This is a genomic window from Nocardioides faecalis (assembly GCF_018388425.1).
In the GTDB taxonomy this organism is placed as follows: Bacteria; Actinomycetota; Actinomycetes; order Propionibacteriales; family Nocardioidaceae; genus Nocardioides; species Nocardioides faecalis.
The window spans coordinates 3,065,210-3,081,383 of sequence record NZ_CP074406.1; the positions used below are offsets into that span (position 1 = coordinate 3,065,210).

At 73.8% G+C, this 16,174-nt stretch carries 12 protein-coding genes and 1 riboswitch; of the genes, 3 read left to right on the forward strand and 9 right to left on the reverse strand.

Annotation, left to right across the window (positions count from 1 at the left end; genetic code table 11):
- Window positions 1-121 precede the first annotated feature (121 nt).
- Window positions 122-2,311 (reverse strand): NADP-dependent isocitrate dehydrogenase, encoded by a 2,190-nt coding sequence (locus KG111_RS14450; RefSeq protein WP_205290982.1) that lies wholly within the window; start codon window positions 2,309-2,311, stop codon window positions 122-124.
- Between the two features lie 307 nt (window positions 2,312-2,618).
- On the opposite strand from KG111_RS14450, the gene KG111_RS14455 reads away from it, so the two are divergent.
- The gene (locus KG111_RS14455; protein ID WP_205290983.1) at window positions 2,619-3,941 is read left to right on the forward strand and encodes an MIP/aquaporin family protein; all 1,323 of its coding nucleotides are present in this window, start codon (window positions 2,619-2,621) and stop codon (window positions 3,939-3,941) included.
- 34 nt (window positions 3,942-3,975) lie between these two features.
- Here the strand turns inward: KG111_RS14455 and KG111_RS14460 are convergent, their stop codons facing one another.
- Window positions 3,976-4,737 (reverse strand): hypothetical protein, encoded by a 762-nt coding sequence (locus tag KG111_RS14460; RefSeq protein WP_205290984.1) that lies wholly within the window; start codon window positions 4,735-4,737, stop codon window positions 3,976-3,978.
- Between the two features lie 96 nt (window positions 4,738-4,833).
- Between KG111_RS14460 and KG111_RS14465 the strand changes: the two genes are divergently transcribed.
- On the forward strand, window positions 4,834-5,820 hold the full coding sequence (locus KG111_RS14465; protein ID WP_205290985.1) for a malate dehydrogenase: 987 nt from the start codon (window positions 4,834-4,836) through the stop codon (window positions 5,818-5,820).
- Between the two features lie 109 nt (window positions 5,821-5,929).
- Here KG111_RS14465 and KG111_RS14470 read toward each other — a convergent pair whose 3' ends face one another.
- The 7 genes from KG111_RS14470 to KG111_RS14500 all read right to left on the reverse strand — a co-directional run bounded on the left by KG111_RS14470 (window position 5,930) and on the right by KG111_RS14500 (window position 13,582).
- Complete coding sequence (locus KG111_RS14470; protein ID WP_205290986.1) at window positions 5,930-7,168, reverse strand: outer membrane protein assembly factor BamB family protein; 1,239 nt, start codon at window positions 7,166-7,168, stop codon at window positions 5,930-5,932.
- 156 nt (window positions 7,169-7,324) lie between these two features.
- Window positions 7,325-7,777: a DUF3017 domain-containing protein gene (locus KG111_RS18355; protein ID WP_249666385.1), complete on the reverse strand. Its 453-nt coding sequence runs from the start codon at window positions 7,775-7,777 to the stop codon at window positions 7,325-7,327.
- Window positions 7,669-8,535, reverse strand: coding sequence for a bifunctional methylenetetrahydrofolate dehydrogenase/methenyltetrahydrofolate cyclohydrolase (locus tag KG111_RS14480; protein ID WP_205290987.1), 867 nt, complete (start codon window positions 8,533-8,535; stop codon window positions 7,669-7,671). Before KG111_RS14480 ends, KG111_RS18355 begins: the two co-directional genes overlap by 109 nt.
- Before the next feature lie 111 nt (window positions 8,536-8,646).
- Window positions 8,647-10,263 carry a bifunctional phosphoribosylaminoimidazolecarboxamide formyltransferase/IMP cyclohydrolase gene (gene purH, locus KG111_RS14485; protein WP_205290988.1) on the reverse strand — a complete coding sequence of 539 codons (1,617 nt, stop codon included), beginning with the start codon at window positions 10,261-10,263 and terminating at the stop codon, window positions 8,647-8,649.
- Between the two features lie 44 nt (window positions 10,264-10,307).
- A riboswitch (ZMP/ZTP riboswitch) is annotated at window positions 10,308-10,408 on the reverse strand.
- A gap of 60 nt (window positions 10,409-10,468) precedes the next feature.
- Window positions 10,469-11,425, reverse strand: coding sequence for a CAP domain-containing protein (locus KG111_RS14490; protein ID WP_205290989.1), 957 nt, complete (start codon window positions 11,423-11,425; stop codon window positions 10,469-10,471).
- Between the two features lie 128 nt (window positions 11,426-11,553).
- Complete coding sequence (gene purN, locus KG111_RS14495) at window positions 11,554-12,168, reverse strand: phosphoribosylglycinamide formyltransferase (protein ID WP_205290990.1); 615 nt, start codon at window positions 12,166-12,168, stop codon at window positions 11,554-11,556.
- Window positions 12,169-12,259: 91 nt separating this feature from the next.
- A complete protein-coding gene (locus KG111_RS14500) occupies window positions 12,260-13,582 on the reverse strand; it encodes a cell division protein PerM (protein WP_205290991.1) in 1,323 nt (440 codons plus the stop codon).
- A 121-nt stretch (window positions 13,583-13,703) separates the two neighbouring features.
- Here KG111_RS14500 and KG111_RS14505 point away from each other — a divergent pair, with 121 nt between their 5' ends.
- A complete protein-coding gene (locus KG111_RS14505; protein ID WP_205290992.1) occupies window positions 13,704-16,103 on the forward strand; it encodes a SigE family RNA polymerase sigma factor in 2,400 nt (799 codons plus the stop codon).
- Window positions 16,104-16,174: the final 71 nt, after the last annotated feature.

A 16,174-nucleotide genomic window follows, 5' to 3' on the forward strand; every position in this document is an offset into this window, starting at 1 on the left:
ATATTCTGCTGCCTTCCGGCCCCGTTCGCCGAAACCGTTGCGGCAAAAGGCAGGGCTCCCGGGGTGATCTCTCACCCCGGGAGCCCGGTGCCTCAGCGCGGTCGAGCCGCGCCGCGTCGGGTCAGAACCCGGCGAGCGTCTCGTTCAGCGTGGCGCTCGGCCGCATCACGGCCGAGGTCTTCTCGGCGTCGGGGCGGTAGTAGCCACCGATGTCGGCGGGCTTGCCCTGGACCGCGATCAGCTCCTCGGCGATCTTGTCCTCGTTGGCGCGCAGCTTCTCCGCGAGCGGCTTGAACGCGGCCGCCAGCTCGGCGTCCTCGGTCTGCGTCGCGAGCTCCTCGGCCCAGTAGAGGGCGAGGTAGAAGTGCGAGCCGCGGTTGTCGGTCGTGCCCAGCTTGCGGCCCGGGGAGCGGTCCTCGTTGAGGAACGTGCCGGTCGCCCGGTCGAGGGCGTCGGCGAGGACCGTCGCGGCGGGCGCGCCGGCCTGCTCGGCGTACTTCTCCAGCGCGGGCACCAGGGCGAAGAACTCGCCCAGGCTGTCCCAGCGCAGGTAGTTCTCCTCCACCAGCTGCTGCACGTGCTTGGGGGCCGAGCCGCCCGCGCCGGTCTCGAACAGGCCGCCGCCGGCGATCAGCGGGACGATCGAGAGCATCTTCGCCGACGTGCCGACCTCGAGGATCGGGAACAGGTCGGTGTTGTAGTCGCGCAGCACGTTGCCGGTCACCGAGATGGTGTCCAGGCCCCGGCGCATCCGCTCCAGCGAGTAGGCGGTGGCCTCGTCGGGGCTGAGGATCTCGATCTCCAGGCCGTCGGTGTCGTGGTCGGCCAGGTAGGTCCGGACCTTCTTGATCAGCTCGGCGTCGTGGGCGCGGGACTCGTTGAGCCAGAACACCGCCGGGGTCTGCGAGGCGCGGGCCCGGTTGACGGCCAGCTTCACCCAGTCCTGGATCGGGACGTCCTTGGTCTGGCAGGCGCGCCAGATGTCGCCGGCCTCGACGTCGTGCTCGATCAGCACGTCGCCGTTGGAGGCCAGCACCCGGACGGTGCCCGCGGCGGGGATCTCGAAGGTCTTGTCGTGCGAGCCGTACTCCTCGGCCGCCTGCGCCATCAGGCCGACGTTGGAGACGCTGCCGATGGTGGCGGGGTCGAGCGGGCCGTGGGCCTTCACGTCGTCGAAGACGGTCTTGTAGACGCCGGCGTAGGAGGAGTCCGGGATGACGGCGAGGGTGTCGTCCTCGCCACCGTCGGCACCCCACAGCTTGCCGCCGTTGCGGATCAGCGCCGGGATCGAGGCGTCGATGATGACGTCGCTGGGCACGTGCAGGTTGGTGATGCCCTTGTCGGAGTTGACGTAGGACACCCGCGGGCCCTCGGCCAGCGCGGCGTCGAAGGCGGCCTTGATCTCGGCGCCGTTCGGCAGCGCGTCGAGGCCGGACAGGATGGCGCCGAGGCCGTCGTTGGCGGACAGCCCGGCCGCGGCCAGGTCGTCGCCGTACTTGGCGAAGACGTCGGCGAAGAAGGCCTTGACCACGTGGCCGAAGATGATCGGGTCGGAGACCTTCATCATCGTGGCCTTGAGGTGGACCGAGAAGAGCACGTCCTCGGCCTTGGCCTTGGCGATCGCGTTGCGCAGGAAGGCGTGCAGGTGCGCGACCTCCATCTTGGTCGCGTCGACGATCTCGCCGGCCAGCACCTTCAGGCCGTCCTTGAGCACGACGGTCTCGCCGTCGGCCTTCTCCAGCACGATCGACAAGGTGTCGTCGGCGGCCAGGGTCACGGACTTCTCGTTGCTGGCGAAGTCGTGGTCGCCCATGGTGGCGACGTCGGTCTTGGAGCCCTCACCGAACGGCTTGTTGCGGTGCGGGTGCGTCTTGGCGTAGTTCTTCACCGAGGCGGGGGCGCGCCGGTCGGAGTTGCCCTCGCGCAGGACCGGGTTGACCGCGGAGCCCTTGACCTTGTCGTACTTGGCCCGGATCTCCTTCTCCTCCTCGGTCTTCGGCGACTCCGGGTAGTCCGGCACGTCGAAGCCCTGGGCCTGCAGCTCCTTGATCGCGGCCTTCAGCTGCGGGATCGAGGCGGAGATGTTGGGCAGCTTGATGATGTTCGCCTCGGGCGTCTTGGCCAGCGCGCCGAGCTCGGCCAGCGCGTCGTCGGCGAGGCCGAACTGCGCGAGGATGCGCGCCGCGACGGAGATGTCGCGGGTCTCGATCGCGACGCCGGCCTTGGCCGCGAAGGCCTCGACGATCGGCAGGAAGGAGTACGTCGCCAGCAGCGGCGCCTCGTCGGTGTGGGTGTAGATGATGCTCGACATGTTCGGGCGACGCCTCCTGAAGCGCTTCTCGGGGCCCACCTGGGCGGAGCACCCGTGCGTGTTGCGTGCGGATTCTGCAGATTGCTTGACATCAAGATATCCGACGGCTCGAGTCCGCCGAACCTCGGTGCTTCCACCCTCGCACCCGCTCCCCAACCGGGCAACGCCCCCGGCCCAACCCGGCCCCTGGGACCGGTGCGAGGACGTGACCGCGAGCTGCTCGGCTTGACCGACCGGGAAGTGGGCACTGGCTAGGGTGAAAGCACTTTGCCCGATCTCGTGGGACGAACCGAGGAGTACTGGACCGATGACCGAACCAGCAGCGACCGGCGCAACCGACGCCGGCGCCGACGTGAGCACCGACTCCGCCGCGGAGGCACCACCGACCCTGGTGCAGAAGATCGTCGCCGAGGCGATAGGAACCTTCATCCTGGTCTTCTTCGGATGCGGCTCAGCCGCCTTCCTGGCCGCGGCGACGTTCGACCGGGAGTTCAACGACACCGGCACGTTCAACCTGCTCAGCACGGCCTTCGCCTTCGGGCTCGCCGTGATGATCGCCGCCTACGCCTTCGGCCGGATCTCGGGCGGCCACTTCAACCCCGCCGTCTCCCTCGGCGCCGCCCTGGGCGGCCGGATGCCGTGGCGCGACTTCGGGATCTACGCCGGGGTCCAGGTGGCCGCGGCGCTCGTGGCCGCGTTCGCACTGCGCGTGCTGCTGCTGGGCTATGAGGACTTCGACGCCGGCAGGACGGGCCTGGGTGAGAACTTCTACGGCCGCGAGTCCGGCTACCCGGTCGAGTTCGCCTGGTGGTCGGCCTTCCTGCTCGAGGCGCTGCTCACCCTGGTCTTCGTGCTGGTGATCCTGGCGGTCACCGACGAGCGCAACCGTGCGATCGCGGCGCTGGCCCCGCTCACGATCGGCTTCGCGCTGACCTTCATCCACATCGTCGGCATCCCGGCCACGGGGACGTCGGTCAACCCGGCCCGCTCGATCGGCCCGGCCATCGCCAGCTTCGACGGCGACCACATCCTGCAGCTGTGGCTCTTCATCCTGGCGCCGCTGCTGGGCGGCGCGATCGCCGGCCTGGTCTACCCGCTCCTGTTCGGTCGTGACCGCGACCCGGTCCCCGGCTCCGGGCTGAGCGTGGGCATCGGCGGCTCCTCCTCCCCCGGCTTCACCCAGCAGTGGAACCAGGGCGCCGGCGGCCTGCCCGGCCACACCGGGCACGCGCACGCGGGCAGCCAGGAGCAGCCGATCATCCAGGACGGCTGGCAGTGGGACCCGGTCGCCGGGCAGTGGATCCCCGCGCAGCAGCCGCAGCCGCCGGCCGACCCCGGCCACGGCGGCCACCACCTCGGTGGCCAGCACACGGGCGGCCAGCACACGGGCGGCCAGCACACGGGCGGTCAGCACACGGGCGGTCAGCAGGGGTACGGCGCCCCCGGTGGCCAGGACGCGCCGCAGGGCGGCGTGGCCGGTCAGCCCGGCCAGGCGGGTCAGCCCGGCCAGGCGGGTCAGCCCGGTCAGCCGGGTCAGCCCGGTCAGGCGGGTCAGCCCGGTCAGCCGGGTCAGCCCGGTGGCTGGGCGCCGCCGCCGGACGAGCAGACCCAGGTCCGTCCGCCGCAGTAGTCCGTCCACCGCAGCAGGACGCAGCAGGACCCTCTCAGCGGGGCTCGTCGAACCTGACGAGCCCCGCTCGGCCTGTCCGGACCACACCGACCCCGCGAGCGTGCACGTCCGTGCGCACCCCGGCGGCGGTGCGGACCTCGATCTCCACGGTGTCGGAGTACTCGCCCGCCGGCACCCGGGCCACCTCGCCGCGGCCGCGCACGGTCGCGAGCGGACCATCAGAGGGGCCGTCGGAGGGGCCGTCGGACACGCTTCCTGAAGCCGCGGCGCCGGGCAGCAGCGCCATCCGGAAGCCGTCGCCCACGCGCGGGTCGGCCGGCATCGCCAGCCCGGCCTCCGCGCCGTCGACACCCGCGGTCCACTCCCCCGCCCGGCCCAGCCACCACACGTTGCCCGCACGGTCCTGGGCGAAGTGGTCGGTGACCTCGGTGCCGTCGGCGGCGCTGCGGGTCAGGCTCACCGTCCGCACCCCGGCGATCTCCGGTCCCACCGAGGCAGTCAGCACGAGCGCCGGCTCGGAGGTGGTCGGCCCGGAGGTGGTCGGTGCGGAGGCGGTCGGCCCAGAAGTGGTCGACTCCGTCGGGGCCGACGGGACGTCGTACTCCCACCGGGAGCCGGGAGCCAGCGGCAGCCACGGGTTGTCGACCTCGGCGACGAAGTCGTCCGCGGCCACGGTCGGGGTCGGGATCACCAGTCCGTCGACGCCGGTGGGCGGGCTGGGCGCCGAGGCGGAGCCGCACCCGGCGAGGGCGAGCACCGCGACGGCGGCGAGGAGCGAGCGGGCCGGGATCCACATGCGCCTCATCGTCTCGCACGTGCGTATCCCTCGCCGGGGTGCCCATCCGCTGCTAGCGTCCAAGGCGTCCGCCAGACCCCACTTAGGAGTGTCCTTGTGAGCACCACCCCGCTCAAGGTGGCCGTGACCGGTGCCGCCGGCCAGATCGGCTACAGCCTGCTCTTCCGCATCGCCAGCGGAGCCATCGCCGGCGACCGGCCCGTCGAGCTGCGTCTGCTCGAGATCGAGCCGGCCCTGAAGGCCCTGGAGGGCGTCGTCATGGAGCTCGACGACTGCGCGTTCCCGAACCTGGCCGGCGTCGAGATCGGCTCCGACCCGGAGAAGATCTTCGACGGCGTGAACCTGGCCCTGCTCGTCGGTGCGCGCCCGCGTGGGCCGGGCATGGAGCGCGGCGACCTGCTCTCGGCCAACGGGGCGATCTTCACCGCCCAGGGCAAGGCGCTGAACAAGGTGGCGGCCGACGACGTACGCATCGGGGTGACCGGCAACCCGGCGAACACCAATGCCCTGATCGCGGCGAGCAACGCCCCCGACATCCCCGCCCAGCGGTTCTCCGCGCTGACCCGGCTGGACCACAACCGGGCGATCTCGCAGCTGGCCGCCAAGACCGGCGCCGCCGTCACCGACATCAAGAAGATGACGATCTGGGGCAACCACTCCGCCACGCAGTACCCCGACCTCTTCCACGCCGAGGTCGCCGGACGCAACGCTGCCGAGGTGGTGGGCGACCAGGCCTGGATCGCCGACACCTTCATCCCGACGGTGGCCAAGCGCGGCGCGGCGATCATCGACGCCCGCGGCGCCTCCTCGGCCGCCTCTGCGGCGTCCGCGACCTGCGACGCCGCCCGCGACTGGCTGCACGGCACGCCGGCCGACGACTGGGTGTCCATGGCCGTCGTCTCCGACGGCTCCTACGGGGTGCCCGAGGGCCTGGTCTCCTCGTTCCCGGTCACCACCGACAACGGCGAGTGGAGCATCGTCGCCGGCTTGGAGATCGACGACTTCTCCCGCAGCCGGATCGACGCGTCGGTGGCCGAGCTGGCCGATGAGAAGGCCGCGGTCACCGAGCTCGGCCTGATCTGAGACATCGCCGGCCGGGGCCCGCGGGCGCGGGCGGGCTGAGGAGCGGGGGCTGCCGGGTCCGGCAGCCCCCGTCGTCGTACGACGCCACGGGCGTAGGACCAAGCAGCGCTCAGCACGCGTCGCCGCCGTCGGGCGCGGGGTGGCCGGGCTCCACCGACCGGTACCGGCCGTCGCCGCTGGTCAGGAGCACCAGCCCGCCGTGCACGAGGACCTCGAACCCGCGGTCGCCGGCGTACCACTCGGCGGGGATCCGGCCGAGCAGCTCGGTGCGTCCCTGCGGGGTGACCCGGGCGAAGGTGTGCGCCATCCCCACATCTGCGAGCTCCGTCACCACGGCCAGCACGCCGCGATCGTCGACACCGACCACGGCCTGGTCGACACTGCACTCCCACGGCTCCCGCCCGCTGCCGAGCTCGTACCCGCGCACCGGGGTGGCGCTCCACGGCGTCCCGAAGACCCCGAACAGGGTCGCGGCACCCGTGCCGATCAGCCACGCATCGTCCTCGTAATCGAGTGCGGAACCGGACCACAGGGTGGTCGGCGGCCCGGTCGCGGAGACGTACTCGCGCACCACGGTTCCTCTCCGTCCGCCTTCCTCGAGCACGAGCGGTGAGCTGTTCAGGACCTTCAGCCGGTCCAGGGTGCGGGTGCCCGGGCGGCGCCAGAGCACCTCACCGGAGTCCGCGTCGAAGACGACGAGCGTGCCCGGCGCACCATCCCCGCTCGTCCGCACCCACGCCACGATGCTCACACCGTCGGTGTCGACGGTGACCGCGCCACACCTCTGCGCGCCGAGGCCGGCCAACGGCGCGAGCTCGCGTCCGGTGGCGAGGTCGAAGCGCCACACCGTCTCGCAACGGTCGATCACCGTCACCGCACGCTCCCCCGCGGCCACGAGGGGCACCTGTGCGAGGCTCGCATCGAAGCCCGCCGTCACGCGCCACCGCTCGGCCCCGGTCCGGACGTCGAGGAGGAGGAGCTCGGAGCAGCTGGTTCCGGTGACGACGGCCAGGTAGGCGCTCGACGACCCGGCGTACGGCGTCGTGTCGGACACGCTGCAACGCCGGGGCAGCAAGCGCTCCCAGAGCCGGTCGCCGGTCCGGGCGTCCAGGCCGAGCACGTAGCGGACACCGACGAGCACTCCGATCCCCGCCCAGCTACGCAGGACCGGTGATCCTGCCTGGGTCGGCAGCGGTGTCTCGCCTGCGCCGGGCACGCTCACCTGCCAGCGGGACTCCGCCCACTCCCGCGGGTCCGTGACGGCCGCAGTGCCGGTGACCGGCGACAGGGCCGGCGGCCGCGGCGCGGTGCCGGACGGGCCGGGCGCGAAGGCCGCGACGACCGTCACGACGACCAGTGTCACGACGAGGGACAGGACGGCGGTGAGGGTGAGGGTGACTGCGAGAGGGAGTCGGCGCCCACGGGAGCCGGAGAGCGCTGGCACGTGGGGTGCCTTCCCCGCCGCCCCTGCCCGAAACGACAGGCGTGCCGAGGCGGCCGAACGTCAGACGGGCTGGTCGGGGATCGCGCCCGCGAGCACGAACAGGCTCACCCCGAACAGCAGCAGGGTGCAGACGTCGAACAGCCGGTGCCGCACCGCGAGCATGCCGGCGTCCTTCTCGGGCAGGGCGAGGCGCAGCACGGCGGCGATGCCGAGCGCGGCCGAGACGATGCGCACCCCCGCCCGCCAGTCCGAGAGCCCGGCGACGACGATCCCGACCAGGGTCAGCAGCAGGACGGCGAGGTAGCAGGCGCCGCCGATCGTCGAGGGGAGCCGGCGCCGCGGTGCGGGCGAGGGCGCAGCCGGCTGCTCCTCCCCCGCCGCACCCGGTCCGGGGGCCTGCTCGTTCAGCGTGCTGCCCCGCCGTCGGCGACCTTCTCGGCCATGGCGACCACGTTGGCCAAGAGCATCGCGCGCGTCATCGGGCCCACCCCGCCCGGGTTCGGCGAGACCCAGCCCGCCACGTCCCACACGTCGGCGGCGACGTCGCCGGCGATCTTGCCCTCGACCCGGCTCACACCGACGTCGAGCACGGCCGCGCCGGGCTTGACCATGTCGCCGGTGACGATGCCCGGGACGCCGGCCGCCGCCACCACGACGTCGGCCTGGCGCACGTGCGCGGCGAGGTCGCGGGTGCCGGTGTGGCACAGCGTGACGGTGGCGTTCTCCGAGCGACGGGTGAGCAGCAGCCCCAGCGGGCGGCCGACCGTCACCCCGCGACCGACCACGACCACCTCGGCGCCGGCGATCGGCACGTCGTGACGGCGGAGCAGCTCGACGATGCCGTACGGCGTGCACGGCAGGGGCGCCTCGTTGCCCAGCACCAGCCAGCCGAGGTTGGTGGGGTGCAGGCCGTCGGCGTCCTTGGCGGGGTCGATGAGGCCGAGCACCCGGTTCTCGTCGCGGCCGCGCGGGAGCGGCAGCTGCACGATGTAGCCGGTGCAGGACGGGTCGGCGTTGAGGCCGGCGACGGCCTCCTCGATCTCGGCCTGGGTGGCGGTCTCGGGCAGGTCGACGCGGATGGAGGCGATGCCGACCTCGGCGCAGTCCTTGTGCTTGCCGCCGACGTACCAGCGCGAGCCCGGGTCGTCACCGACCAGCACGGTCCCCAGGCCGGGAGTGATCCCCCGCTCCTGGAGCGCGGCGACGCGGACCTTGAGCTCGTCCTTGATCGCGGCGGCGGTGGCGTTGCCGTCGAGCTTGCGTGCAGTCACGGGGTGAATCCTCCCAGATACGGTCGTGGCGGCCTGCGCGGGCGACGCCCTCGGGCGGGCGGGCGGTGACGACCGGCGACCCACCCGAGGCGCGGCGCTGCGCGAGCAGGCTCAGTGGAAGAAGTGCCGGGTGCCGGTGAAGTACATGGTCACGCCGTGCTTCTTGCACAGCTCGACGGTCAGCTCGTCGCGCACGGAGCCGCCCGGCTGCACGATCGCCTTCACGCCGGCCTCGATGAGGATCTGCGGCCCGTCCTCGAAGGGGAAGAACGCATCCGAGGCGGCGACCGCCCCACGGGCACGCTCGACGGCGCCCTCGGGACCCTCGACGAGGGTGTTGGCGCGCTCCACGGCGAGCTTGCAGGAGTCCACGCGGTTGACCTGGCCCATGCCGATGCCCACCGCGCCGCCGTCCTTGGCGAGCAGGATCGCGTTGGACTTCGCCGCCCGCACCGCGCGCCAGGCGAACGCCAGGTCCGCCAGCGTCTGCTCGTCGGCGGCCTCGCCACTGGCCAGCGTCCAGCTGGCGGGGTCGTCGCCCTCGGCCTGGAACCGGTCGGCGTGCTGGACCAGCAGCCCGCCGCTGATCGGGCGGGTCTCGACGCCACCGGCGGTGAGCGGCTCGGCGAGGAGGATGCGGATGTTCTTCTTGCGCGCCAGGACCTCGACCGCGCCGTAGTCGTAGCCGGGCGCGACGATGACCTCGGTGAAGACCTCGGCGACCTGCTCGGCCATCTCCACCGAGACGGGGACGTTGGTGGCGATGACGCCGCCGAAGGCGGAGACCGGGTCGCACTCGTGGGCCCGGCGGTGCGCCTCAGCGACGTCGGCGCCGACCGCGATGCCGCACGGGTTGGCGTGCTTGATGATCGCCACCGTCGGCAGGTCGCCGTGGTCGTAGGCCGCGCGGCGGGCCGCGTCGGTGTCGACGTAGTTGTTGTACGACATCTCCTTGCCGTGCAGCTGGGTGGCCGCGGCCAGCCCGCCCGCGCCCTGGCCCGAGGTGTACAGCGCGGCCGGCTGGTGCGGGTTCTCGCCGTAGCGCAGCACGGCCGCCTTGTCCCAGGTCGCGCCGATCCAGGCAGGGAAGCCCGTGGACTCGCCGTCGACGGCGGAGGAGTCGGTGAGCACGCTGCCCATCCAGGAGGCCACCTGGACGTCGTACGTCGCGGTGTGCACGAACGCCTTCGCGGCCAGCACCTTGCGCTCGGCGTAGGTGAAGCCGCCGCTGCGGGCCGCCTCGAGGGCGCGCGGGTAGTCGGCGCGGTCGGTGACGATCGCGACGGAGGGGTGGTTCTTCGCGGCGGCGCGGACCATGGACGGGCCGCCGATGTCGATCTTCTCGATGCAGTCGTCCACGCCGGCGCCGGAGGCGACGGTGGCAGCGAAGGGGTACAGGTTGACCACGACCAGGTCGAACGGGGCGACGTCGAGCGCCGCGAGCTGTGCGACGTGCTCGGGCAGGCGCCGGTCGGCGAGGATGCCGGCGTGCACCCGGGGGTGCAGCGTCTTGACCCGGCCGTCGAGGCACTCGGGGAACCCGGTGAGGTCCTCCACCTTGGTGACCGGCAGCCCGAGGTCGTCGATCAGCGCCGCCGATCCGCCGGTGGAGACCAGCTCGACACCCGCCTCGTGCAGGCCGCGGACGAGGTCCTCGAGGCCGGTCTTGTCGAAGACGGAGATCAGCGCGCGCTTGATCGGCACCTGCTTGGCGGACGTGTCGCTCACTTCGGGTTCAGCTCCTCATCGGTGGTGGGATCGTTCGATCTCGATGAGGGCACCCAGGCGGTCGATGCCGGTCTCGCCCGGGTGCGCCGTGCGCTCCCGGCCACTCCCTGGTGGTTGCCCACCTGCGCCAGTCGTGGTGGGCACATCGTAGTGGCGATCGCGCTCGGCGGCACGTTGGCGAGCGGACGCCCAGCCCTGTGCGGGCTCAGCGGCGGCCGAAGTCCTGGGTCCAGTAGGCGCGCCCGTCACGGGCGCGGACGACGTGCCCGACGCCGATCTCGGTGAAGGAGCAGTTCAGGATGTTGCGGCGGTGCCCGGGACTGTTCATCCAGTCCCGCATCACCTCGGTGGCGCTGCGCTGCCCGGCCGCGATGTTCTCCCCCAACAGCTGCCAGGACCGGTAGCCGGCGGCCTCGATCCTGTCGGCGAAGGTGCGCCCGTCGAGGGAGTCGTGGCTGAAGTAGTTGCGCGCCGCCATGTCGGCACTGTGGCCCCGGGCGGCGGCCCGCAGCCGGGCCTCCATGACCAGCGGTCCGCAGCCCGCCGCGGCACGCTCGCGGTTCGCCAGCGTGAGCACCTGCCGCTCGGTCGTGGTGCCGATCGGAGCGCCGCGTGAGATCACCACGCGGCTCGGGGTGACGGCGGCGGCGCGCTTCTTGCCACGCACCTTCGCCCGCGGGGCCAGGACCCGGACCTTGAGGCGGCTCACCGACGCGGGCACCGACAGCGCGACGCGGACGTTGAACGTGCCGGTCTTGCGGGTGCGCGTGGTGGCCACGCGCTGCCAGGCTCCCTTGCCGTGGTGCACCTGGACCCGGATCTTGCGGGGCCCGCCGGGCACCTTGCCGCGCACCCGCACCACCTGGCCGTTGCTGATCCGGTTGGGCTTCACAGCGAGCCGGGTGCCCTTGCGCACCGCGCGAGCGTCCACCGTCGGTGCCGGCGCGGCGGCCGTCGCGGCACGGGTGCCGGCCGCACCGCCCGCACGGGCGCTGCCCGGCGCGAGCAGCGTGCCGGCCGCGACCACGGCACCGAGCAGGACCACCACGAGCGTGCGGTAGGCACGGCGGCCAGCGCCAACCGGTGCGTCGCGGTACGGGTCACGGTGCGGGCGGGCGCGCGGCGCCGGGACGGAGGTGGAAGCAGGGTCTGGGGCCAGCATGCGACGCCGCCTTCGGATGGGGAGCGGGGGTTCTTTACCCAATAGTGGGGATGGAATCGGGAAGGACAAGTCGCGACGCGCGCGGCCGGGAGTCTCCGGACGGGGAGGTCTCCGGACGGGGGGACGGCTCAACGGCCGAAACGGACGCGCCGACCCTCGACGGTGACGCCCTCGCGGGCGATCCGGCCGACCGCCTCGACCAGCATCGCGCGCTCGGCGACCTTGATCCGCTCGTGCAGCGTCTCCTCGGAGTCGTCGGCCTCGACGGGCACGGCCGCCTGCGCCACGATCGCGCCGGTGTCGACGCCCGCGTCGACGAGGAACAGCGTGGCGCCGGTGACCTTGACGCCGTACGCCAGGGCGTCGCGCGGGCCGTGCATGCCGGGGAAGGCCGGCGACAGCGCCGGGTGCGTGTTGAGGGTGCGGCCGCCGAAGCGGTCCAGGAAGGCGGGACCGACGAGCTTCATGAACCCGGCGAGCACCACCAGGTCCGGCTCGTGGCGGGCGACCTCCGCGGCGAGCACGGCGTCCCAGGCCGCGCGGTCGGCGTGCTCGCCCACCCGGACGACGAAGGTGGGGATGCCGGCGCGCTCGGCGCGCGCGAGCCCTTCGATCCCGTCGCGATCGGCGCCGACCGCGACCACGCGGGCGCCGTACGACTCCTGGGCGCAGGCATCGAGGAGCGCTTGGAGGTTGGTGCCGGAGCCGGACACCAGGACGACGAGACGCTGGGGGCTGGGCACGGCCGGATTCTAGGGCGGTGCGGCTGCGGCGGCAGTGCGGGGCTCAGGGCCGGGCCCAGCGCCGGGCCCAGCGCCGGGCCCAGCGCCGGGCTCAGTGCCGCCCGGGGAGCCGGGAGGTCACGGCGTCGCGCGCCGAGGCCAGTCGGCCCGCGCCGTCGCGCTGCCACCAGCACACGAGCACGGCACCCACCAGCCCGCCGATGCCGAACGAGGTCACGGCGTGCAGCAGCACGTCGAAGGTGTACGGCCCGACCTCGCTCATCCGGCCCGGCCCCACGGCGCCGCCGGCGAGGACGGTCACCACGGCCAGCGCGACGCCCGCGACGATGCCGCCGGCACAACCACGGATCGCGGCGCGGTCCCAGGCCAGTACCGGTCGATCGCGCTGCACCCGGGCGGCGATCACGAAGGCCAGGAGCACCGGGACGAGCATCAGCCAGTCGGTCCACCACGGCGTCGGCCCCTGGTCGGGCAGCGCGGCCAGCAGGGGGAACATCGGCAGCGGCCCCAGCACCACCAGCCCGGTGGAGACCGTGGTGCCGGTGCCGACGGTGAAGCCCGGCCCCAGCGCGTAGGCGCTGGAGAACAGCACCGCGTTGGGCAGCACGAGCGCGGTGATCACCACGAGCAGGGTGAGCGCGCCCGCGTCGGCGTGCAGCTGGGAGACCACGTTCGCGGCGGTCGAGAAGTCCCAGACGAAGGCGCCGGCGAGCAGCAGCGCGCTCAGCGCGAGCCAGGCGCGCAGCACGCGCCAGGCCACCAGTGCGACGTCGCGGACGGCGGCCGGGACGGCAGGCAGCCAGATCGCGGCGCGGCCGGACCCGAAGGCGATGGCCGTGGTGCCGACCCCGCCGGCGAGCAGGAGCGAGAACAGCACCAGCCGCGGCTGACTGGGCGCCGAGACGGCGGTCGCGGCCGTCGCGGCGGCGAGCACCGCGACCACCACGTAGCCGACGGCGAACAGGGCACCGGCGAGCGGGACGGTCCAGTCGCGCTCACCGTCCGCGATCCGGTCGGCATCGGGACCGTGCCCGGAGACCGACTCCCCCACCCGGTGCCCCAGCCGCCACGCCGTCCAGGCGCAGAGCAGGGTGAGCCCCAGCGGGATCGCGGTGATCCGGATGCCCTCGACGGCCACCGTGGAGCCGTGTGCGGCCAGCCAGCCGTGCGCGCCCACGCGCAGCGCGCCGCTGGGGGTGCCCTGGCTGCCGGCATCGGTGAGGAACCAGCCCACGACGGCGAGCGCCAGGCAGACCAGCAGGGGGCCGCCGGCCGCGATCGCACCGCCGAGGGTGGCGGTGGGCACCAGCGGCCGCTGGGTGGCCAGGTCGCGGCGCAACTCGGCGTCGGTCCGGTGTCCCGAACCGCGGGACCGGGAGGAGCGACGGGCCGGGGGCGACTGCAGCGACGTCATGGTCCGCCCATCTTCACGCCCGCAGCCACGGGTGGGCGGGGCGCCACGCCGCAACAGCCCAGGTTGCACCCGCAGACGCGGTTGGGCAGGGCCCCGGGCCGGGTCGTACGGTTGTCCGATCATGACCGCACCACCTCCCAGCGCCTCTTCCGGAGACGGTTCCCTGCCCGGGGGCCGGCCCCGACGCGGCGGCGCCCGGCGCGCCGCGCCGCCGGCGGGCGGCGGCTTCGGTGGTTTCGGCGGCGGCTTCGGCGGCAGGTCACGGGGGACGTCCGGCGGCTCCGGCGACGACGACCGCCCCGGTGACGGCTCGAGCGAGGATCCCGGCAAGGGCTCCGGCAAGGGCTCCGGCAAGGGCTCCGGCAAGGGCTCCGGCAAGGGCTCCGGCAAGCGCGCCGACAAGGGCTCCGACAAGGGCTCCGGCGACCGGGCCGGTGACCGCCGGCGCGACCGCCCGGGCCGCGTAGCCCGGGACCGCTCGGAGGACCGGCCCGGCCGTGAGGCACGTGAGCGGTCCGGAGGGCGCTCCAGCGGGCCGTCCAGTGAGCCGTCCACTGCTCCCCCGCCCGGTCCGACCGCGGGTCCCGCGGCGGGCCGCAGGGGCGGGCCGGCGTACGTCACCCAGGCCGAGCTCACCGAGACCTTCGACGCGTTCTACCGCACCAGCCGCGACCGGCTGCTGCTCCAGACCTTCGCGCTGACCGGCGACCTCACCGTGGCCCGCAGCGCGGTCCGCGAGGCGTACGTCGTCGCCTGGCACCACTGGCGCAAGATCTCGCGCCTGGAGGACCCCGAGATGTCGGTGCGCCCGACCGCGTGGCGCATCGCGCTGCGCCGGCGCAGCACCCGGCCGATGCGCCGCCGCAAGGACGTCGACCCGCAGAGCCGACGCACCCTCGACGCCCTCGGCGCGCTGCCGCTGCCGCAGCGCAAGGCCCTGCTGCTCACCCAGCTCGCCGCGGTGACGATGGCGGAGATGGCCCAGGAGGTCGCCCTGCCGCTGGACGCCGCCGAGCGAGAGCTGCAGCACGGGGCGGCACGGATGGCCACCCAGCTGGAGATCCCCACCTCCGCGATCCCGCTGGCGCTGTCGTCGCTGGCCGCGACGACCCGCGACGTCACGTGGCCGCGGGTCACCATCATCCGCCGCGCCGGGATCGCCCGGCGCCGGGTGCACACCGCCGTCGGCGCGACCGCCGCGGTGGTCGCGCTCGTCGCGGGTGGTGCGGTCGCGGTGGACAGCACGGGCGCCCGGCCCGCGCTGGACCGCGAGGCTCTGCCCAGCACCTCGGCGCCGCCACCGGCCAGCCCGGCGGTGAGCGCGCTGCCGGCCACCGCGCTGCTCGGCGTGGACGCCGTGCAGCGGGCCCTGCCCCGGGCCAAGTGGGCCGAGGGCGCCACCGTGGACAACTCCGAGGGCAACGGCCGCCTGCTGCCGTGCCAGCCTGTCCGCTACGCCGACCCGAGGGGCACCGCGGCCTGGGCGCGCACCTTCCGCGCCGGCGCCGCGAACTCCGGCCCCACCCGCACGGTCACCCAGTTCGCCGAGGCGTCGCTGAACGAGCGTCGTGCCTCCGGCACCTTCCGGCGCACGGTGCGCTGGTTCGCCGGGTGCCCCTCGCCCGGCGACGACCCCAAGGCCGTGCCCCGGATCCAGCTCGTCAGCACCGCCTCGGTCAGCGGCATCGGCGACCGGGCCGCGGTGATGGTGCTGCGGTCGCGGGCCGAGGACGCCACGACGTACGTCATCGGGGTGGCCCGCACCGGGCTGTTCACCACCACGGTCTCGTTCGCGACGCCGGCTCCCCCGCAGAGCGCCAACCGCGACGGCGTGGTGAAGCTGCTGGCCGCGGCCGTGTCCCGGATGTGCGCGCTGGCCGGCGGCGGACCGTGCGCGGAGAAGAAGCAGGTGCTGAGTGCCCGGGACGCCTTCCGCACCGGCGAGGTCCCGTGGCTGCTCTCCGAGGTCGACCTGCCGCCGCTGAGCAAGGAGCGCGGCCGCTGGGTCGGGACGCCGGTGCTGGACCTGACCGAGGACCGCGCCGACGCCGGCGCCATCGGCTGCGACACCATCCACCTCTTCGGCAGCTTCCGCAAGCAGCGGATCGCCGACAACCAGTACCGCGCCTTCGTCATCGACGGAGCCAAGCTGCCGACCGAGTTCGGCATCACCGAGACCGTCGGCTCGCTGCCGGCGACGAGCGCGCGTGCGTTCGTCAAGCGGCTGCGTGAGCAGATCGCCGCCTGCCCCGACCGGGACGAGAGCGCCGGCACGGAGGTCCGCGAGCTCGCCCGGAGCGACGCCGGCCCCCGCTCGCTGAGCGCGTGGCGGCTGAGCACCGCCCTGCCCGGGGACCGCACTGTCGAGTACGACGTCGCGGTGGTGCGCCGCGGCGGTGCCCTGGCGCTGCTGGTGTTCGTGGCCGCGCCCCGCGCGCAGATGGCTCCCTCGGACTTCGTGGCGCTCGCTCGACGTGCCGGCGAGCGGCTCGCCGAGATGCCGCCCTACGACGCCGGCTGAGCCTCCCGGGCCGCGCTCAGGAGCCCGCCGGCCCGGGCAGTCACCCGGGCAGTCACCCGGGCAGCGACGTG

Coding starts and splice junctions, on each gene's coding strand:
- KG111_RS14500 (WP_205290991.1), bottom strand. CDS start 13,582: ATGACGTCGCTGCAGTCGCCCCCGGCCCGTCGCTCCTCCCGGTCCCGC.
- KG111_RS14450 (WP_205290982.1), bottom strand. CDS start 2,311: ATGTCGAGCATCATCTACACCCACACCGACGAGGCGCCGCTGCTGGCG.
- KG111_RS14505 (WP_205290992.1), top strand. CDS start 13,704: ATGACCGCACCACCTCCCAGCGCCTCTTCCGGAGACGGTTCCCTGCCC.
- KG111_RS14455 (WP_205290983.1), top strand. CDS start 2,619: ATGACCGAACCAGCAGCGACCGGCGCAACCGACGCCGGCGCCGACGTG.
- KG111_RS14490 (WP_205290989.1), bottom strand. CDS start 11,425: ATGCTGGCCCCAGACCCTGCTTCCACCTCCGTCCCGGCGCCGCGCGCC.
- KG111_RS14460 (WP_205290984.1), bottom strand. CDS start 4,737: ATGTGGATCCCGGCCCGCTCGCTCCTCGCCGCCGTCGCGGTGCTCGCC.